Consider the following 18806-nt stretch of genomic DNA (forward strand, 5'->3'; position numbering starts at 1 on the left):
ATGGCGGACCGCTTTCGGCTGGATGAGATTAAGGACCTCTTTCGAGAAGACGTGACCCGCCTCCTCGACGGGGTGCGGGAAGAATTGACCAAGCTACAGGAGGATCCAGACGATTCGCATGCGGCTGAGCGCCTGCGAGGGTACGGTCACTCTCTTAAAGGGAGCGCAGCTCTCGTCGGCCTCACGTACTTAAGTCAGGCTGGCAGCACGATTGAACGGCTATCGTCTTTGCTGAGCCGCCAAGCCACGACCACTCTTGCTCCTCGCCAACTGGTCGAACAAATTCAGGCGGGGCTACCGCTGGTTGAAGCACTTCTCGAGGACGCCCTCGAAGGCGCCAATCCAGAGCGGCAGGAGAACCTGTTCACTGAGTTTTTCATGTGTTTTCCCGAGCAAGTCCGGCAGCTCCTGCACGAGTCTGAGGACAGAGACTCGAGCACCCGCATGCACGAGTTAGAACCCCGAGGGTCGACGGTGGATGACAGTGGAGAGGACGCTGCTTGGCTTGCTGAGCTCGCGGAGACGTTCAACGAAGAACTGAGGGAGAACCTCGCCCGCGTCCCCGAGCTCTTTGCCCGGCTGCATGAACCTGAGGCGCGGGGGCAAGCATTTTACGACCTCTCGCGCGTGTTCCATACGATCAAAGGATCCGCGGCGATGGTGGGCCAAGAGGACCTCTCGAACTTGGCCCGCTACCTTCAAGATACCTTTGCCGAGGCAGCCGAGCACGGCCGTCTCCCGGCTGGCAGCAGCGACGCTGTGAAAACCGCCTTGGCCGCAATCTTTCAGACCGCCGAGGTTCCCGCACCCGATCTTCCCGGGGTGCTGCCACCGGAACCGGCGGCACCGCAGCCGACCAAACTGGCCCCCAGCTTACCCGAAGTGGACCCCGAGCTCCTGGAGGCATTCGTGCTCGATGCCGAAGAAGCTCTGGAGGCCGCCGAGCGATTGTTGTTGCAACTCGAGCGGCAACCAGAGGATCGCGGCATTTTGCAGGCCCTGTTTCGCCGATTCCACACGCTCAAGGGAGCGGCTGGTGCGGTGGGCCTCGACCACATTGCCGAACACGTACACCAAGGCGAGTCGCTGTTGGAGGCAGTGCTGAACAACACCTTGCGAGTACCGACCGAGCGAATGGTCGACTTATTGTTCCGCCTTACCGACGCGGTGCGCGGGTTTGTCACGCAAGCGCGCGCTGGGGCTCCCGCTGGTGCTGAGGCGGCGCAACAAATTGCGGAGGAAATCGCCGCGCTCAGTGCAGAGTCCACCCCCATGGCGGAGCAGGCTGCGGAGCCCACAACTGAAGCGGTGGTTGCGGCAAGTGCAGAGTCGAGCCCTGTTGCCGAAGCCGAGCTCGAGGCGGGCACCGTGCGCATCCATGCCTCCCGACTCGACGCTCTCATGAGCCAGGTCACCCAGTTAGTCGTAAGCCGCACCCGCATGGAGCGCAAAATCGAAACCTTTGCCGAACTCCGCGACAAACTCGATTACTGCCGGCGGCGATTGGCGGACCTGATTCAAGGATTCCAAGAACATTACGAATACACCATTGGCGAACGCCGTGGTTCCACGGGCGTGAGCGAGCCCACGAGCAGTGCCGAGGCTGATAGCTTCTTCACCGACCTGGAGTTTGACAAGTATGACGACGTCAACATCCTCGCGCGTAGCGTGATTGAGCTCGCCACGGATACCGGCGAAATTGCCGACCAGCTTGGCAAGCTCATCGAGTCGTTCGGCGACGAATCGCGTCAGTTCAACAAAATCACCTCGGCTTTACAGCGGCAAATCACGCGCTTGCGCATGATTCCGCTGGACACGGTGTTCCGCCGCTTGGTGCGCCCGGTTCGCACCGCCGCGCGACAGGCTGGCAAAATCGTCGATCTCGTTTTGGAAGGCGGCGATGTGCAGTTGGACAAGGCCATCGTCGAAGCACTTTATGCCCCGCTGTTGCACTTGGTTCGCAACGCCGTGTCGCACGGGATTGAGCTCCCGGCCGACCGCCAGGCGCGCGGCAAGGCCACGGCAGGGACCATCCGGATCTCGGCCCAGCCACGACACAACAGTGTGGCTATCGAGGTGCAAGACGATGGCCGAGGGATCGATTACGATGCCATTCTTGCCAAGGGGCGTGCGCTCGGTTTGCTGCCTCCACATGGGCAGCCCTCCAAGGAGCAGCTCCTTGCCCTCATCTTTCGCCCGGGATTCAGCACGGGCGAAGAAGTGACCGATCTTTCCGGTCGTGGCGTGGGCATGGACGTGGTGGCCCGGGACATCGCCGCTCTCAATGGCAGTTTGCAAGTAGAGTCGAGGGAGTTCGAGGGCACAATTATCCGCCTCGTTCTTCCGATCAGCTCAAGCATTGACGAAGTTTTGATACTCCACGTGGGGGAACAGCAATACGCGCTGGGTGCCGACTTCGTGGAGCAAGCTGTCGCAGTGCAACGGAGCCAGTTGCTCGACGTCGACGGTCGACCCATGCTGCAAGTTCGCAATGAATTGATCCCTGTGCTCTTCCTCGGCCCCCTAGTGGAACAACCGCCACCAGCCGAGCAGGCAACGGGGCTTTTACTGCGTAGTGGCGACAAGCTCATGGCCTTGGTCGTGGATCACGTGGAGCCACAACGGGAAGCGGTGCTGCAGCCGCTAGGTCGCCTCCTCGAACACCATCCTTTTCTCTCGGGAGCAACGATCTCTGGTGACGGTACCGTGATTTTCACCCTGCACGTCGCCCACTTATTCGAGCTGTTGCAAGCCGAGGCCGCACACCAGTCGACTTTCATCTTCGAAGCGCGCAGTGATGCCATCGAGGTGCGCCCGGAGGCAATTTTGGTGGTCGACGATTCCATCAGCGTACGGAAGCTGACGAGCCGCTTTCTGCAAAGCGAAGGGTGGGAGGTCGACACCGCCGTCGATGGCCTCGACGCTCTCGACAAGTTGTCCACTGGCCGGTTCCGCCTGGTCATTACTGATCTCGAGATGCCCAGAATGCACGGCTACGAGCTGATCGCAGAAATTCGGCGACAGCCGCAGCTTCGACACCTACCAATCATCGTCTGCAGCTCGCGTTCGAGCGAGAAGCATCGCGCCCGCGCCCGCGAAGTCGGAGCCGAAGGCTACCTCACAAAACCGTTCACGAAGGAACAACTGATCGACGAAATGGTGCGCGTGGCTGGGAAGGGAATTCTACCCGCGCACCTTGCTGCTGCAGAACAGCTCTGAACGACAGAGCCTGGCGCCATGGCGGAACACGACGAGCGATCCACCCCCGCAACCCAGATCGAAGACGTGATCCTGCTGCAATCGACAGTCGAAGCGCTTCGGCAAGAGCGGGATCAGCTCTTGCGCCGCTTGCACGCAGTGGAGTCGTCGGCCCGAGAAAGGGTTCAACTCGTGGAATCCCGTTACCGTGAGGCGGCGAGCCAAGTCGACGCGCTCAAGCGCGCGGCGCAACAGATTCGAGAACAGCTCGAAGAAGAGCTCGCACGCGCACAAGCCCACCTCCGCGACACGCATCATAGCGCCCAACAATGGCAGGCAATGGCGGAAAGTTTGCGCCAGCGCGCAACCGAGATTGAATCCGCGCTTGAATCCGCCCACAGCCGAATCGCAGACTTGGAAACCGAAAACGCCGTCCTGCAAGGGGAAGTGGAACGGTTGCAAGCTGTCATTCGCGAGCTGGAGGCGGATTTCGAGGCTCTCCGGACTGCTCTCAGCCAAGCGGAACAAGAAAAAGCCCTCTCCGCCCGCAATGCCGAGAATTTACGGGACGCTTTACGGCAATTGAGCGAGCAATACGCTGCTGTTGAGCAACGCCTCCAGGAGGCTCTGGCTCTCGTTGCCGAGAAGGCGCTCCAAAACGAACGCCTCGCATCAGCATTCGAACAGGCCCAAAGACGCATCGACGAGCTTACGGCCGAGACAGTACAACTCCGTTCCGAGCGCGATGGTCTCCGGCGCGAGCACATGGCTGCCCGCGCAGCTTGGGAACAGGAACTTGCAAACAAAAGTGCGGAGTGGACTCAGGTTCGGGACGCTTTGGCACAGGCACTCGAGGAGGCACAAAACCGCAACACATCCCTCGAACAAGAAAGCGGCAACCTGCGTGCTCAGCTTTGCTCTCTTCAGATGCGCTCCCAGCTTGAAGCTGAAGAGCTTCTGCGCCTCGAAGAAGAACTGCAAGCGGCGCGAGCGGAACTGCAGCGGGAACGCACAATCTTCGAGGAACTCGCCCAACAGCGGGAGGCGGATTGGCAAAAGAAGTTGCAGGACCTACAGCAAGCCTTCGCGCGCTACCAGGAGGAGAGTCAGGACACGGTTGCGACACTCCAGCGCGAACTTGCCGAATCGCGAGCAACAGCTGACGCTGCCCGCGCGGCACTCACCCAGCTGCGCCAAGAACTGGAGGCCGCCGTCAGCGCGCGCGCCAGCCTCGAAGAAAAAGCTGCCCGACTCGTTGAAGACACCACCAGCTTGCAGGCGGCCCTCCACCAACGCGATGTGGCGTGTGCCGCGGCCGAAGCCCGCATCGAACAACTCGAGGGAGAAATTGGCCGGCTTCGTGCCCTCTTCGACGACCGCAACCGTGCACTCGCAGAGCACCGCGCCGAACTCGAACGGGCACATCAGCGACTTGCCGACCTCACGGACGCGTGGGCGAAAGAGCGCGAGGAACTGACAACTTCGTTGGACGATCTCCAACTCCACGGCGACCAGCTCGAGGCCGAATTACAGCAGGCATGCTGGCAGCTCGAAGAGCTCGATGCCCGGCTACAAAAAGCCACCGTCGAGTACTATGCAACTACCTTGTCTCTCGCGCACGCACGCGCCGAGTGGGCGCGTTGGGAGCTTGGCTATCGCTTACAAGCACGCTCGCACGAGGCGCTCGAGCTGCGGCACCTCACCGAAAGTGAGACCAGCCGCGCACATTTGAGACAACTCGCCTCCTTGCTTCGAGAGGCGGACGTAGAGCGTGTTGAACTCCGCCATCAGCAAGCCGCCTTGCAACAAGCGCTCGAAGCCAAAGCGCACCAAGAAGCAGAACTCAGGCGACACTTGTTTTCGTTGCAACAACACCACAGCTCGATTCAGCAAGAACTCGGTCAGCTTCAAGAAGCACTGCGCACATCCGAGTCGCGGGCGGCCGCGTTAGCCCAGGAACTCGAGCAACAATCGACAGCGGCCAGCCAACGTACTGCAGAGTACGAACAGCGCATTCGCGCTCGAGAGCAGGAACTCCTGGCCCTCCGTGAAGAGCGCGACCTCCTCCAACACGAGGTGGAGAAACTGCGAGCCGCATTGACCGAGCTCGAACACGCTACCACGTACGCGGCGCAGAGGCAAAACGAAGAGCTTGCCGCGCTGGAAGCGCAGGTGGAGGAGTGGAAACGGCGTAGCTGTGCAAGCGAGCAGGCCGTTGCGGAACTGCGGGAAACCCTGCGCGCATATGAAGAAGAGATCTACAAGCGGGACGAGGCTGTGGCGGCTTGGCAACTTCGACATCGGGAACTGCAAGACGAAGTTGCCGCACTCTCCCTGCGCTACGAAGCACAGGCGACTGCCTATCAACGGTTACTCACCGATTTCGAGCAAGCCCAGCAGCACCTCGCGGCACTACAAGAGCAGTCGGTTGCGATCTTGCAAGCACAGGAACTGCTTACTCAGGAGAACGAAACTCTCCGCGAGCAAATACAGCGCGCCGAGAGCGAACGGCTGCAACTGGCACAGGTTTACGAGCGCGCAATCCGAGAGCGAGACGATGCCGTTGCGCGCTGGCAGGCAAGCGAAGCCCAGCGGCAAAAGGAGCAAGCCAACTACCTGAGTATCCGACAACAACTCGACGCGGAGCGGGAGACGCTGCGCACGGCTCTGGACGCAGCCCGTGCGCAACAAGCCCAACTTCAGGCCCAGATCACGTTGCTCCAGCGCGAAAGAGGCGGGAGGTCCGGGCTACCTTCTGCCGATGTTGTCGAACTGGAACGCGAGCGCGCTGAGCTCAAAACGCAAGTGGAAAAATTGTCGGCCGTGATTCGGCAGTTGGGGCAGGAGCGTGAGGAACAGCGAGTGGCGGCGTTACAAACTCAAGCAGCGCTGACTGCCCGAATTGACGAGATTGCAGCAGAACGCGGCGCCCTCACCTTAAGGGTCGCAGAGCTAGAGACCCTGGTCAGCCAGCTAGACCGGGAATGCGAGCGGCTGCGGAAAGAGCGGCTCTCGCCAGAAGAAGTCCGCAAGTACAAGGCCGAAGTCGGCCGCCTCGAGGCGCGGGTGGAGGAATTGGAACGGCTGCGTGCCGAGGCGGCTCAAAACCACTCTGCTGTGGTTGCCGGATACTTGTTGGAACTGAACCAGCGCACCGAAGCGCTGCAAGCTAAGGAGGCTGAACTGCAGGAGCTGCAGCGCCAAGTCGAAGGCTTCCGAGCCACGATCGAGGAGCTGGAGAGCCGTCTCGAGGCGGAGCGAGAGGAGCGAACCCAGCTCGAGGCGGCGCTCGACGAGCTCCGGCGCGCCGCAGCCGGTGGCACCCTGCGCAGCGTGGGAACCGCGGCAAGTAAGCCTTCACCAACAGCGAAGGCCTCCCAAGAAGATGTGACAACAACGCCGTTACGTCTCGCCGACAGCGGACAGGCTGTGTTTTCCTCCGCTTCCGCTGTTACGTCCCTCACCTCTACCGGCGGCGGCCAAGCGCCACTGGCGCGCTTGCGCGAGTCGACCGGGCTCACCGTGGTGCATCTAGAAGAGAGCAAAGAGTGTCGCGAGCAAGTGCAGCGTTTGCTGAAGCAAATTCCTCACCTGCGTTACTTGAACACGCTAGACCTTGCGGACACTGCCAAGGACAGCCCGATCCTCCTCGCCGTCAATCTCCTCAATCGAGCACATGACCCAATTGCTGCTCTGACCAAAATCGTGCGGCAACCTGGGGACTACGGAATATTCGCTTACTGCTCCGAGGGCAAATTTGGTTTCCTCTTTGGCGACGCCACGTTTTTCCCGAGCCCGTTCGACGTGAACGCCTGCACAGCGTGGCTCATGTCCACTTACGGATCGGTGCAGCGGCTGTTGGTGGCCAGCAACAATATCGAAATGACCAGCGAGCTGCGTACCCACTTGGCGAAGGTGCGCTGCTCCGCATCGGTGGCGTTGGATTTCCGCCAGGTCATTGAACTCATTCCCCTGATTCAACCAGAGGTCGTGCTCGTAGACTTATCGCTGCCGCGCGCTGATGGACTCAGGCTCATCAGCCGGCTGCGAAACGACGAGAAGACCAGCGGCCTGCCGCTCGGCGTGATTCTGCCCGACCACCAGCGCGTTGCCGAGCTCCGGCACAATGCCGCGCGGGCGGCGCGCGAGGGCTCATTGAGCGTGGACACGCTCGTCAAAGTGCTCGCGCAGGAACTCGGCTTACCACCGCTTGTCCATCAGAGCGACACACGCAGCACAGCGCAACCCGGTAGTCGCTAGTGGCCTTCCGCTACCAAGCCAGCCGTGGATTCCAGTTCACCCGCCAGCGCGACAGGCTCCTGTGGTGAAGCGACTTCGTGTAGTTCTCCTTTGGCAAATTGGAGGACGAAAGGTCGCCGAACAAACCGCGCACCTGCCACTGCCACAACCCCACTCGGTCCCTCGATCTGGGAGCTCCGCTGCAGTGCCGCCCACACTTCGGCGCGGGCAACCTTTTCTGGCAGCTCGGACGCAACCTTGGCGAGCCACAATGCAGCCTCGTATGCGCTCACCTCGTCCGTAGTCGGCAATCTCCCCATCGCCGCACGGAAGTCCTCAACGAAGGGGTGCTGCGCGCGGTCGGGCGATAACGCCGAGGTGAATACCACGCCACTGACGCCCGGAATCATCGTCGTGAGCTGGCTCCAATCGTTGACCCCGAGCAAGGGGATGTCGGGCATCTCTGCCTGCAACAGCCGAGCCAAGGGTGCCGCAGCCAGCGCCTGATCGGCCAACAGTACGGCTTGCATGTTCTCCCGGTCGCGCCAACGCCGCAACAACCCGACAGTGATCCCCCGCGTATCGGGCGCGTAGGCGTCGCTACCCACGACCTCCCCACCACGTCGCGTGATTTCCGCTTGTGCACGCGTTAAAAACTGCCTGCCCGCTAGCGTATCCGGGTACACGACGGCAAAGCGCCGCAGCCTTGCACGGTGCACAGCGTAGTCCAGAAGAACCTCCAAGGACTCCGAAGGAGGTAACCCTGCGGCCACCACATAAGGAGCGGGTTCGCTCTCCGCGACATCAACGAGGGGTACCGCTCGCTCCCGAGCGAGAGCCGCCAACTCTCGGCTCGTCGACTCCGTCACCACCGCCAACACGTTCGGGTCGTCCGCCAACTTCCGAAAAGCGCCCTGCAGTTGCTCTCGCGCCGCGGGGGTATCAGCCATCACGACATGCTCTGAGCCCACCGCGAGTGTGACTGCGTGCAATAGCCCTGGCGCCGCCTCGCTGTTCGGCGCGAGCACCCCGATGAGCCGCAGCTCGCCCACGGCTTCCGTCGACCGTCCCTCCAGAGGCGGAAGTGCACCCTCGCCTCGGGCGGCAGCCTCAGCAGGCGGTGGTTCCTCCCGACCTTTCGTAAAAGCAAGGTCGCTCGCGCTCTCTTCGGGGAATTCGGGCAAGGGCTCGGGAATTTCAGGGTGTTGCCGCTGGGCGACAACCGCAGCCAAGATTTCTTGAACAGGCTTGGATTCCACGAGTTGGCTCGCTTCTCCCAGTTCCTCGTCCGACAGAGAGCGGGCAACGGTAGCCACACGCAACCGCAACTTCGATTCATCGTCCGGCCGGGCAACCGCGAAAGCATGATCCCACGACTGGATCGCTGCCACGGACTTCCCCAAGGCACGTTGTGCATCGCCCCTTAAGGCTTCAACTTGCACCCACCGTTTTTCGGGGTAACGACTCTGCAAATCTTCCAGGGTCGCCAATACGTCCTCGTAACGGCCGAGCTGATACTGGGCTAGCGCCGCCTTGTACAACACCCGCGGCACGTAGGGGTCACGCCGAACCAATTCCGCGTAAGTCTTATAGAGCTCGATCGCGCGCTCGTAATCACGAAGGCGAAACGCCTCTTCGGCCCGCCGCACAGTTCCCGGTGGTTCGGGTGGCGCCTGTACCTTTGCTGCACAACCCGCCCATACCGCTCCAAACACCAACGCCAGGGCTACCGCTCGCGTTCCCCATGTGCCCATTAACCGAAAATCTCCTTCATCTTTTCAAAGAAGCCCTTTGCCATCGGATGCACTTCCTCGCCGCTGACGCGGGCGAATTCCTCCAACAGTTCCCGCTGCTTTTGCGATAGTTTGCGTGGGACTTCAACCAAAATCCGCACAAGCTGATCCCCCCTGCCGTGGCCTTGCAGCTCCGGCACACCCTTGCCTCGCAAACGCAGAACGGTTCCCGACTGCGTACCCGCTGGAATTTTCATTCTCACTTTCCCTTCCAGCGTCGGCACCTCGATCTCCGCGCCGAGCGCGGCTTGCGTAAAACTGATCGGGACCTCACACAGCACATGCACCCCTTCGCGGCGGAACAGCGGATGCTCACGTACACGAAGAACGACATACAGGTCACCCGGCGGCCCGCCGTTCCTCCCCGCTTCGCCTTCCCCCGCAAGCTTGAGGCGCGTACCGGTGTCCACCCCGGCAGGAATGCGCACAGCTAGTGCGCGGGTCTTTTGCACGACGCCCGAACCGCCGCACACCCGACAGGGATCGCGAATAATCGTCCCTTGCCCACTGCACTGGCTGCAGGTTTTGGCAATGGTGAAGAAGCCTTGCTGATAGCGTAACTGCCCCGCTCCTCGACAGCTCGGGCATGTGGCCCGCGGGGCCCCGTCTTTCGTGCCGCGACCGCTACACGCTTCGCAGTTCGCCAGGCATGGAACTTCGATGGTTTTCTCGGTACCGAAGGCGGCTTCCTCAAAGCTAATCTCAAGCTCGTAGCGCAAGTCCTCGCCGCGGCGCGCGCGCGATCGTCCGCGAGTGCGGCCGGTTCCGAAAAATTCGCCGAAGATTTCCCCGAACAAGTCCTCGAAGGAGGTGGTCGAAAAGTCGAAGCCGCCAAACCCGCCGGCCCCTTGTTCGAAGGCAGCGTGCCCAAAACGATCGTACTGGGCGCGCCGTTCAGGATCACTCAACACCTGGTAAGCCTCGGAGGCTTCTTTGAACTTTTCTTCGGCCTGCTTGTCGCCCGGATTGCGGTCCGGATGATACTTCAGCGCGAGCTTGCGGTAGGCTTTCTTGATCTCCTCCAAGCTCGCTGAGCGACTCACTCCCAGGACCTCGTAGTAGTCTCGCTTTGCCGGCACCGTCGAGCCACCTCTTTCCGAGAATACAAAAGCCCTCCCTCACGGTCGAGGGAGGGCTTTTGAGCTACTGCGGTGAGATCGTCGATCACGAACCCTTCACTTCCTCGAAGTCGGCATCTACTGCATCGTCGCCACCGCGGCGTTGCGAGGCGCCGCCACTATCTCCACCTGCAGCCTGTCCTTCGGCTGCACCACCACGGGTGCGATTGTAAATCACCTCGGCAAGCTTGTGCGCCGCCTGGGTCAGGCGCTCGGCAGCACGACGCATCGCTTCCGCATCGTTCCCCTCGAGCTCCTTCTTCGCCGCTGCCAACGCATCCTCGATGCCGCTCCGCGTCGCCGCGTCGAGGGAGGAGCCGTGTTCTTTGAGGTTCTTCTCGGTCTGATACACCAACGCATCGAGCTGGTTGCGGGCCTCTGCGGTTTCGCGCCGCTTGCGGTCCTCCGCAGCATGCATCTCGGCCTCTTTGATCATCCGTTTAATCTCTTCTTCCGTAAGCCCACTCGAGGCCGTGATGCGAATGGACTGCTCCTTCCCAGTGCCGAGGTCCTTCGCAGATACGTGCACAATGCCGTTCGCATCAATGTCGAACGTGACTTCGATCTGCGGCACTCCTCGCGGCGCAGGCGGGATACCAACCAAGTCGAACTGGCCGAGCAACTTGTTGTCGGCAGCCATTTCCCGTTCGCCCTGGTATACGCGAATAGTGACCGCCGTTTGGTTATCTGTCGCCGTGGAAAAGATCTGGCTCTTGCGCGTGGGGATCGTCGTGTTGCGCTCGATAATCTTGGTGAAGACGCCCCCCAAGGTCTCGATACCGAGCGACAACGGGGTGACGTCCAACAGCAACACGTCTTTCACTTCGCCTTTGAGCACACCCGCTTGAATCGCCGCGCCAATGGCAACGACCTCGTCGGGGTTGACCCCCTTATGCGGTTCCTTACCGAAGAGCTTGCGCACGCGCGCTTGCACGGCAGGCATACGCGTCATGCCGCCGACGAGAATCACCTCGTCGATGTCGCTGGCGCTCAAACCCGCGTCCTTCAGCGCGGCGATGCAAGGGCCTTCCAAGCGATCGAGCAAATCCGCGCACAAGGCTTCCAGCTTAGCGCGGGTTAGCTTCATGTTGAGGTGCTTGGGACCCGACGCATCGGCCGTGATGAAGGGCAGGTTAATCTCCGTCTCCATCGAGGTGGAGAGCTCGCACTTTGCCTTCTCCGCAGCCTCCTTCAGGCGCTGCAGAGCCATGCGATCCTTGCGCAAGTCGATCCCGTGGTCTTTGCGGAATTCGTCAGCCAAGTATTCGATAATCCGCTGGTCGAAATCGACCCCGCCGAGGAATGTATCCCCATTCGTGGCTTTGACTTCGAAAACACCGTCGCCAATCTCGAGGATCGAGATGTCAAAGGTACCGCCACCGAGGTCGAATACGGCGATCTTTTCATCCTTCTTTTTGTCCAACCCGTAAGCCAAGGCGGCAGCCGTCGGCTCATTGATGATGCGAAGCACGTTCAACCCAGCAATACGACCTGCATCCTTGGTGGCTTGGCGCTGGCTGTCATTGAAGTACGCCGGCACGGTGATCACCGCATCCGTCACCGGCTCGCCCAAGTAGTCCTCCGCCGTACGTTTCATCTTCTGCAAGATAAAGGCGGAGATTTCCGGCGGGCTATAGCGCTTCCCGCGGACCTCTACCCACGCGTCCCCATTTTCCGCGGGCACGATTTTGTAGGGCAGCACCTTCATCGCGCGCTGCACCTCAGGGTCGTTGTATTTACGACCCATCAAGCGCTTTACCGCGAAGATTGTGTTTTCTGGGTTGGTGATCGCCTGCCGGTAAGCAATTTGGCCCACCAAGATTTCTCCGGATTCGGTGAACGCCACGACCGAGGGTGTAATGCGGCCGCCCTCGGCATTGGTGATCACTTTCGGCTCACCACCCTCCATCACTGCTACGCAGGAGTTCGTGGTCCCCAGGTCTATTCCGATTGCCTTACTCATACGCCTGTATCTCCTTCGCGTTGTTCGACACGCGCTTCATTCTCCTCAAAAACTGTTGCCAGCGTTAATCACTGTCACCGGCACCTGCAACCGCGCTCCCATTTGCTCCTGAGTTCGTGCGCCCACGGCTAACGCTCACTAAAGCGGGACGCACCAACCGATCGTGCAACATGTAACCAACCTGGTGCTGCTCGATGACACGGTTCGCATCGTGCTCTTCCGAGGCAAGATGCGCCACGGCTTCGTGCCGCGCGGGATCGAATACCTCCCCCATCGCTTCCACACGGCTCACGCCATGCCGCTGTAAAGTGTCGAGGAACATCCGTAACGTCAGCTCTACGCCTTGGATGATGGATTGCTCCCCAGCCTTAGCGTGCTGTAGGGCTCGCTCGAGGTTATCCACCACGGGCAACAGATCCCTCACCAAAGGTTCCGTCGCATAGCGCAGGAGCTCCGTTTGCTCGCGCTGCACCCGCTTTTTAAAGTTCTCCAACTCCGCCCGCTCGTAAAGGTAGGCTTTTCTCGCCTCTTCTACCTCCAGCTCCAACTCCCGCACCCGTGCTCGCAGGGCTTCAAGTTCTTCCTCGGGCTGGGAGGCAATTATCCCCTCCCGAGTCTCATTGCCCTGCTCGGCTGTTTCCTTGCGCTGACCTGAGTTTCCCAAGTTGTCATCCTTCGTGGGATCGACCATGGTTCATTGGCCTCGCAGCAATACCGAAACCTTAAGATGCACCTGCGACAAGCGGCGGCAAGCTAAGAACGCGCCTCCACCTTGTCAAGCAAACGATCCCGTGTTTCCGTAAGCCGACGTGGCGACCAGCGTTGCCCACGAAGCAATTATTCTCCGCGTCCGCGCGTATGGCGAGTCGGATAAGATTGTCACGTTCCTGACCGACGCCGCGGGTAAATTCACCGGTATCGCTAAGGGAGCCAAGAATTCGCGGCGACGGTTTCCGAATTGTTTGGACCCGCTCGCGCGGGTCCGAATGCACTATCGCCCCCGGCCCGGCCCTGGGCTGGTTTTCCTTGAACGGTGCGACCTGCGTCGGCCTGCCACCGCCTATGGGGAATTGCCCCGACTCGCCTACGGCCAGTACCTCGTCGAGCTAGTCGATAGCCTTACGGAAGAAGCGCACGGCGTTCCCGAAATGTTCCAGTTGCTCGATCAAGCCTTAGAGCTCCTCCTGGCTGGCCCAGCAACGAGCCCGTTCCTTCGGGCATTCGAAATGCAGCTCCTGCATCATGCTGGCTATAGCCCGCAACTATCCTTCTGCGGGCGTTGTCGCCGGCCGCTGAGGGATGCTGCCGACGCGATCCTCGATCTCCAGCACAGCTCGGCACTATGTGTCCAATGCTCGCCAGGACCGGAGAACCCCACGCTCGTCCGGCTCTCCGGCCAAACCTTGTCGATACTGGAAAACCTCAAGCTTCTGCCGTTAGGTGCAGCCCAAACCTTGCAGTGGGAGGCACGCATCCAAAGCGATGCTGCCCTCGCGCTTTCGGGTTTGCTCGCGCCGCACTTACGACGGCCACTGCGCTCGTTGCGTGTGCTCCACCAGCTCGCGCACTCGTAAGCGGCGTGCGCTCACTTCATGGCCCGCGCAAGCGGGCACCGTGCCGACTCTCGTCCCGATCTCGGTGGGCTGCCGTCGCTCCCTCTACTGGGGGGCCGAGCCTTTCACGTTCCCGTTTTTCGGGACGCGGTTTCGCTCGATGCTTGCTGTCGTTGCTGTTCTTCAGCGTGCCGAGCGATCTGGCTCATGATGGCTTGCACCGCAGCGCCAATGAATGTCGTTCGGTTGGCGGCTGCCCAATCGCGCGAGGCCCTCGGCGGCGCCAATGCCCCCTGAAACTCGGGCATGACGTAGCGCGCGAACAGCTCGTAGCTCCGCAACGTAGCCTCGCGGTCCGCCCACTCATGCGCCATTTGCAGAAAGCAGCCAAACCCTCCGGATTGTTCCTTTAACCGGTAAATTTGCGCAATCGCGTCCTCCGGTGTGCCAATGACGGCGAGCCCCGAGGCAATCATAGCGTCGACCGCGTCATCGATCGGCCCCTCGGGGGCAAGCGGCAAGGCTGCCACTTCGCGAAAGTAGTCGAGCCACGCTTTGAGGCCAAATTTGACGTTTTCGCGGGCGCGATCGCGGGTCTCGGCAATATGCATAGGGCCTACGAGCCGCCAATTGCTCCGCGACACCCGCTGGCCATATTCCCGCGCCTTACTCTCACAAATTTCCCAATTGGACGCCAAGGCATTGAAACCACCCGTGGTCGTGGCGCCGAGGGAGAGCAGGCTCAGGCCGTACTTCCCTGCAGCACGGGCACCCGCCGGGGACACCTGCGAGGCAACGGCGATCTCAATGTGAGGCTTCGTGAAGGGTGCAAGCTGCAACCGGGCATCTCGAAGTTTGAACCAGTCGGTCTCCATGGTCACCGTTTCGCCGCGCAGGAGTGGCACCAACGCAGCCAACGCCTCATCCATCATATCTCGCTGCCGCTCGACTTCGATGCCCATCATGAACGCGTCCGAAGGCAAGGCACCCGGTCCGACCCCGAACATGACACGCCCGCGTGTCTGGTGGTCGAGCTGCATGATGCGATCGGCCACCATCAGCGGGTGGTGGTACGGCAACGAAACAACTCCGGTGCCCAGCTTAATCCGCCGAGTCCGTTCCGCAGCGGCGGCGATAAATACCTCCGGACAGGCGATGATCTCGTAGCCCGCAGAGTGGTGCTCGCCGATCCACGCTTCGTCATACCCGAGGCGGTCGAGCCACTCGATCAGCTCGAAATCGCGCTGCAACGCCAAGGTCGGGTTCTGGCCCACCGGATGAAACGGCGCCAAGAAGATCCCAAATCTCAGGTACCCGTCGTTCATGCACACTCTCCTTACTAAGAAAGCCCAGGCTCAAGTGCGTTGTACGCCCTGGTCGGTGTTACGGCAAGTAATGCCCATCCGCAGGGCCGTGCACAAGCTTAGGATGGGGGCGGTCGGCCAGAGCTGCGGCACCTTCGCCGAAACGACGGCCCATACCCAGCAGCCGTCCTTCACTGCGACACGTCACGTGCAGTCACCGGGCCGTACGTGGCGATCCACTCGCGTTGCCACCACGCGCCTGTTTTCCAAACCGTTGCCCAGTCCGTGAAACGGTACCGGTACACGACCAAGCGCAACCAGTGCGGCGGGCGGCCCAGGAAGGGATCGCGAGCAAAGAGGCCCTCCAGCGCTTGCGGATTTGTCAACAAACGCACAACGAGGTTGTGAAAGTACCGGTCGCGCGGAGCGCGCCCACGCAGCAACAGGAACCACAACTGAAAGTCCACCCGTGGCTGGTGTGGCGCCACCCAGGACGGCGGGCGAAACACGTCCCCTGGCTTGTAACGAAACTCGTACGGCAACCAGGTGAGGGTATCGTCCGAGCCTTCGATCACCGGCTCGTAACGAACGTATGTCATCGACGCGAATAAATGGTACGCGTTCGCTGCGCGCCATGTTGCCAGCCACCCTTGCAGCCGCGGGAAGGCACCTCGCAGCGGCGGAACGAAGGGTGAAAACGGCACCAGGGAGACCAGCGCCCAGAGGCCAGCCATAAGCCAAACCCACGGCGCTCTCGCCCGCGGCCGTTGGTTTTGTTGCTGCCATTGAGCCCGCCCGGGGAGATTCGCCCCGCACCAGCGGCTGAGCTGGCGCACGTCCTCGTCGTCGAGCCCCCACAGGCAAAGAGCCAGCGTGAGGTAATTGAAGAAGCCGTAATTCGCTGTCGCAAGCACGAGCACCTGGAGAAGGGCCAGGCACCCAATCGCCACGCGACGGAGCGAACGCGGGGCCCAGATTCCCCACGGCAGGAGGATCTCGATCACGAGTGTGCCCAAGGCCGACAGCCGGTGAGCGACCGGCGGCAACTGATGCGCAACCCAACCAAGGCTCGTCGGTAACGGGGCAGTTTCGTAATACGTGATCAGCGCTGTGAGGTTGCGCCAGCTCGGGTCACCCGACAGAAGTTTCGCCAACCCGGACTCCACGTGCAGGCGCACAAGCAGCCACTGCAGCAGGAAGACAGCGGCCGGGTGCGGGGCGCGCCCAAAACCAGCTCGGCTCCAGGGCGCCACGAAACAGGCAAGCAAGGTGGTTTCGAGCAGAAGGTTATCCCATTGAAAGGCGAAAAACGTCTGCCCGACGGAAACGAAAGATAGATAGAGCGCCCACAACGCGAGCAGGCAGAACCGCGGGTACACGCCCAACAGCAATGCCAGCGAAAGCGCTGCACCGCTCACGGCAGCGAGCCGTAATGCGGGATCAGAAGCCCCTAACCAAAAAATGCTCGGGGCTTGCCAAAACGAGACGCCGCCTCGTTGCTCGCCGAGCCATGTGGCAGCGGGTAGGAGACCTTGGGAACCAATGAGCCAGTCAATCTGGCTCGCCAACGAGACGAACGCCACCAGGTAGATGGCGGCCAGGGCCGCCACGAACGCTCTCCGCACGAACACCGTGGTCGTGCCGCTGGGTACCCGCATCGCCCGCGGCATTCCAAGGTCAAGCTACCGAGTGTTTGCCGTCGTTCCTAAGCCGGCGCTGGTTGGCTGATCGGTCCGCAAGGGTTTGCGTTCGCAAGTCAGCTTCAGCGAAGACAACTCCACGCGGCTCGGGAACGAAAAGTCCTCGCTCCGTACGGCCAGCGTCACTGTTGCCCGGCGCATACCACCCACGAGCACTTGTACCGGAAAGGGCGCGCTGCACAAATTGATTCGCGACGGCTGCAACGGCGGCCGGAACACGAACCCCGCACCGGGGCGCGCCGGATCGCGCAAGTGCTGAAGTGCCGATTGCAAGGCAAAGCGGTCTGCCGCCAAAACTTCCCGCGTTGCCTCAAGCTTCGTCTTGCGAGGGTCCGGCCGCATTATTTCCACCGATTGCACCCCGTTCGGCCGACAACTCGAAAAGATTGGATCGACAACGTTGAGGCAAACCTGCGCCAAGAACTCGCACAAGCCGGGACGATCTACGGCAAAGTCGCAACCGGGGTCGCCATCTGTGCAGCGCACGCGATTGGCCGCCATCCCGTAGCGGTCGAGCATCGGGTCGCTACCCATTACCCGCCACGCCACCTGGCAACCTGCCGGACGCTGTGGGTTGCGCCGGTCTCCCCGAATCAAGAGCGGCGTGGGAGTGGGGGTAGGCGTCGGCCCCGTCGGCTCCGGCGTGGGCGTCGCTCTCGGTTCCCCAAACGCCAACATCGAACGAGCCAAGAGATCGCCCAATGGGTTTTGGTCGCACGCCGCCAACACTCCGGCCAAAGTGGCGCCTTGCGCCAAGCCTTGCTCCAACGTCTGGCAGTCGAACGGTGCCCCTTGAGCCGATACGGGTCCGAGGTCGATGCCGGCTTGGTTACTCGCATTGTGAATGACTGCCGAGGCAGCAGCAGTCGTCGCTGGAAGCGTGAATTGCAGCCGCGGTGAGGCGAGCCAATCATCGTCGTCAGTGCAAAATTCCCCGTCTGGGCCCATTGCTGGGTCCGAACCCGTGCACGACCCGATGATGGCAGTGATCAATGTGCTCGAGGTGAGCACGGCGGAGCCTGGACCATTGGCTCCATGGATCACCAATTCGGGCGGGTTCGGAGGCACGCTCTCCGGTGCACCGCAATCGCGCGCGACACTGATGTTCACTGCTTCGATCCCCCCACAACCCACGGCTCCAGCAGCAGAGTTCCCTGGCCCGTTCACGAACGTGCATGGGAATCGGCCCACACATTCTGCATCCCCGGCTGTAAGCACGGGCGTGCAATCACGGGACAGCGTGACCCCATCAGCCTCGAACAATGTGCCACCACAGGTTTTCGCAGCGATCCCGCGGGCACAGCCACAAACCAAGCCCGCCACGGATACGCGCGGAAAATCCACCGAGCTTGCACGTACGGCCACGGGGATCTGGCCGTCGCGCGCTTTCCCAATGCTCCAAGTTTGAAAGCCGCGGACAGCAATGGCGAGGTTCAAAAACCCGCTGTTCACGATGATTCCGCTCGTGCCCGGAACCAACTCGTTGCCTTTCACCAGGCCGGGAACGAAGTTCGTTACAACATCTGTCTCTTTCGTGCAGTTGGCGGCACAGTGGTCGCCGCCAAACGGCCGACAGCGCACGCAGCGACCGAAAGGACAGTCCACATGCGCATTGCACTGAACGCCCTGCCGCGCTCCGCCCACGCAAACACCCCCCGCTTCACACATTTCCTCGCTCGTGCACGGTTCGCCCGCCTTCGGGCCGCCGATGCAAATGCCCCCGTCGTCGCACTCTTCCCCTTCCTCCACGGTGCCATTGCCGCACACGGCGGAACCCACTTGGCGCGAAGCCGCCAACCCGGCACTGGCACTGAGCAGGAGGCCCGAGAACAGCCACCCAAAGGCCAAAATCCATGCCGAGCCGCGACCGGATCTCATAGATTGGCTCATACAACCCGCAGCGACACGAGGCAATTCACGAAAGACAGAATCAGCACG

General features: G+C 61.4%; 10 protein-coding genes. 3 read left to right on the top strand and 7 right to left on the bottom strand.

Translation table 11 applies throughout. The features are described 5' to 3' along the window. Together N3C12_12330 and N3C12_12335 are read left to right on the top strand one after the other, a co-directional pair. A complete protein-coding gene (locus N3C12_12330) occupies window positions 1-3219 on the top strand; it encodes an Hpt domain-containing protein (protein MCX8073220.1) in 3219 nt (1072 codons plus the stop codon). Between the two features lie 18 nt (window positions 3220-3237). Next, the gene (locus tag N3C12_12335; protein MCX8073221.1) at window positions 3238-7458 is read left to right on the top strand and encodes a hypothetical protein; all 4221 of its coding nucleotides are present in this window, start codon (window positions 3238-3240) and stop codon (window positions 7456-7458) included. Here N3C12_12335 and N3C12_12340 read toward each other — a convergent pair. The 4 genes from N3C12_12340 to grpE all read right to left on the bottom strand — a co-directional run bounded on the left by N3C12_12340 (window position 7455) and on the right by grpE (window position 13002). Next, on the bottom strand, window positions 7455-9191 hold the full coding sequence (locus N3C12_12340) for an ABC transporter substrate-binding protein (GenBank protein MCX8073222.1): 1737 nt from the start codon (window positions 9189-9191) through the stop codon (window positions 7455-7457). The genes N3C12_12335 and N3C12_12340 overlap by 4 nt on opposite strands. Continuing rightward, on the bottom strand, window positions 9191-10309 hold the full coding sequence (gene dnaJ / locus N3C12_12345) for a molecular chaperone DnaJ (GenBank protein ID MCX8073223.1): 1119 nt from the start codon (window positions 10307-10309) through the stop codon (window positions 9191-9193). The genes N3C12_12340 and dnaJ overlap by 1 nt, the downstream gene beginning before the upstream one ends. An 85-nt stretch (window positions 10310-10394) precedes the next feature. Continuing rightward, window positions 10395-12311 carry a molecular chaperone DnaK gene (dnaK, locus tag N3C12_12350; protein ID MCX8073224.1) on the bottom strand — a complete coding sequence of 639 codons (1917 nt, stop codon included), beginning with the start codon at window positions 12309-12311 and terminating at the stop codon, window positions 10395-10397. Between the two features lie 64 nt (window positions 12312-12375). Continuing rightward, on the bottom strand, window positions 12376-13002 hold the full coding sequence (grpE, locus tag N3C12_12355; GenBank protein MCX8073225.1) for a nucleotide exchange factor GrpE: 627 nt from the start codon (window positions 13000-13002) through the stop codon (window positions 12376-12378). A 118-nt stretch (window positions 13003-13120) separates the two neighbouring features. Here grpE and recO point away from each other — a divergent pair, with 118 nt between their 5' ends. Next, a complete protein-coding gene (gene recO / locus N3C12_12360; GenBank protein ID MCX8073226.1) occupies window positions 13121-13885 on the top strand; it encodes a DNA repair protein RecO in 765 nt (254 codons plus the stop codon). Window positions 13886-13989: 104 nt separating this feature from the next. Here the strand turns inward: recO and N3C12_12365 are convergent, their stop codons facing one another. From N3C12_12365 to N3C12_12375, 3 genes are all read right to left on the bottom strand, one after another. After that, window positions 13990-15189, bottom strand: coding sequence for an LLM class flavin-dependent oxidoreductase (locus N3C12_12365; protein ID MCX8073227.1), 1200 nt, complete (start codon window positions 15187-15189; stop codon window positions 13990-13992). A gap of 170 nt (window positions 15190-15359) precedes the next feature. After that, entirely contained in the window at window positions 15360-16826 is a 1467-nt protein-coding gene (locus N3C12_12370; GenBank protein ID MCX8073228.1) for a lipase maturation factor family protein, read from the bottom strand. 24 nt (window positions 16827-16850) lie between these two features. Beyond that, a complete protein-coding gene (locus N3C12_12375) occupies window positions 16851-18746 on the bottom strand; it encodes a hypothetical protein (GenBank protein ID MCX8073229.1) in 1896 nt (631 codons plus the stop codon). Between the last annotated feature and the right edge of the window lie 60 nt (window positions 18747-18806).

Source organism: Candidatus Binatia bacterium (assembly GCA_026415395.1).
Lineage (GTDB): Bacteria > Desulfobacterota > Binatia > HRBIN30 > HRBIN30 > HRBIN30.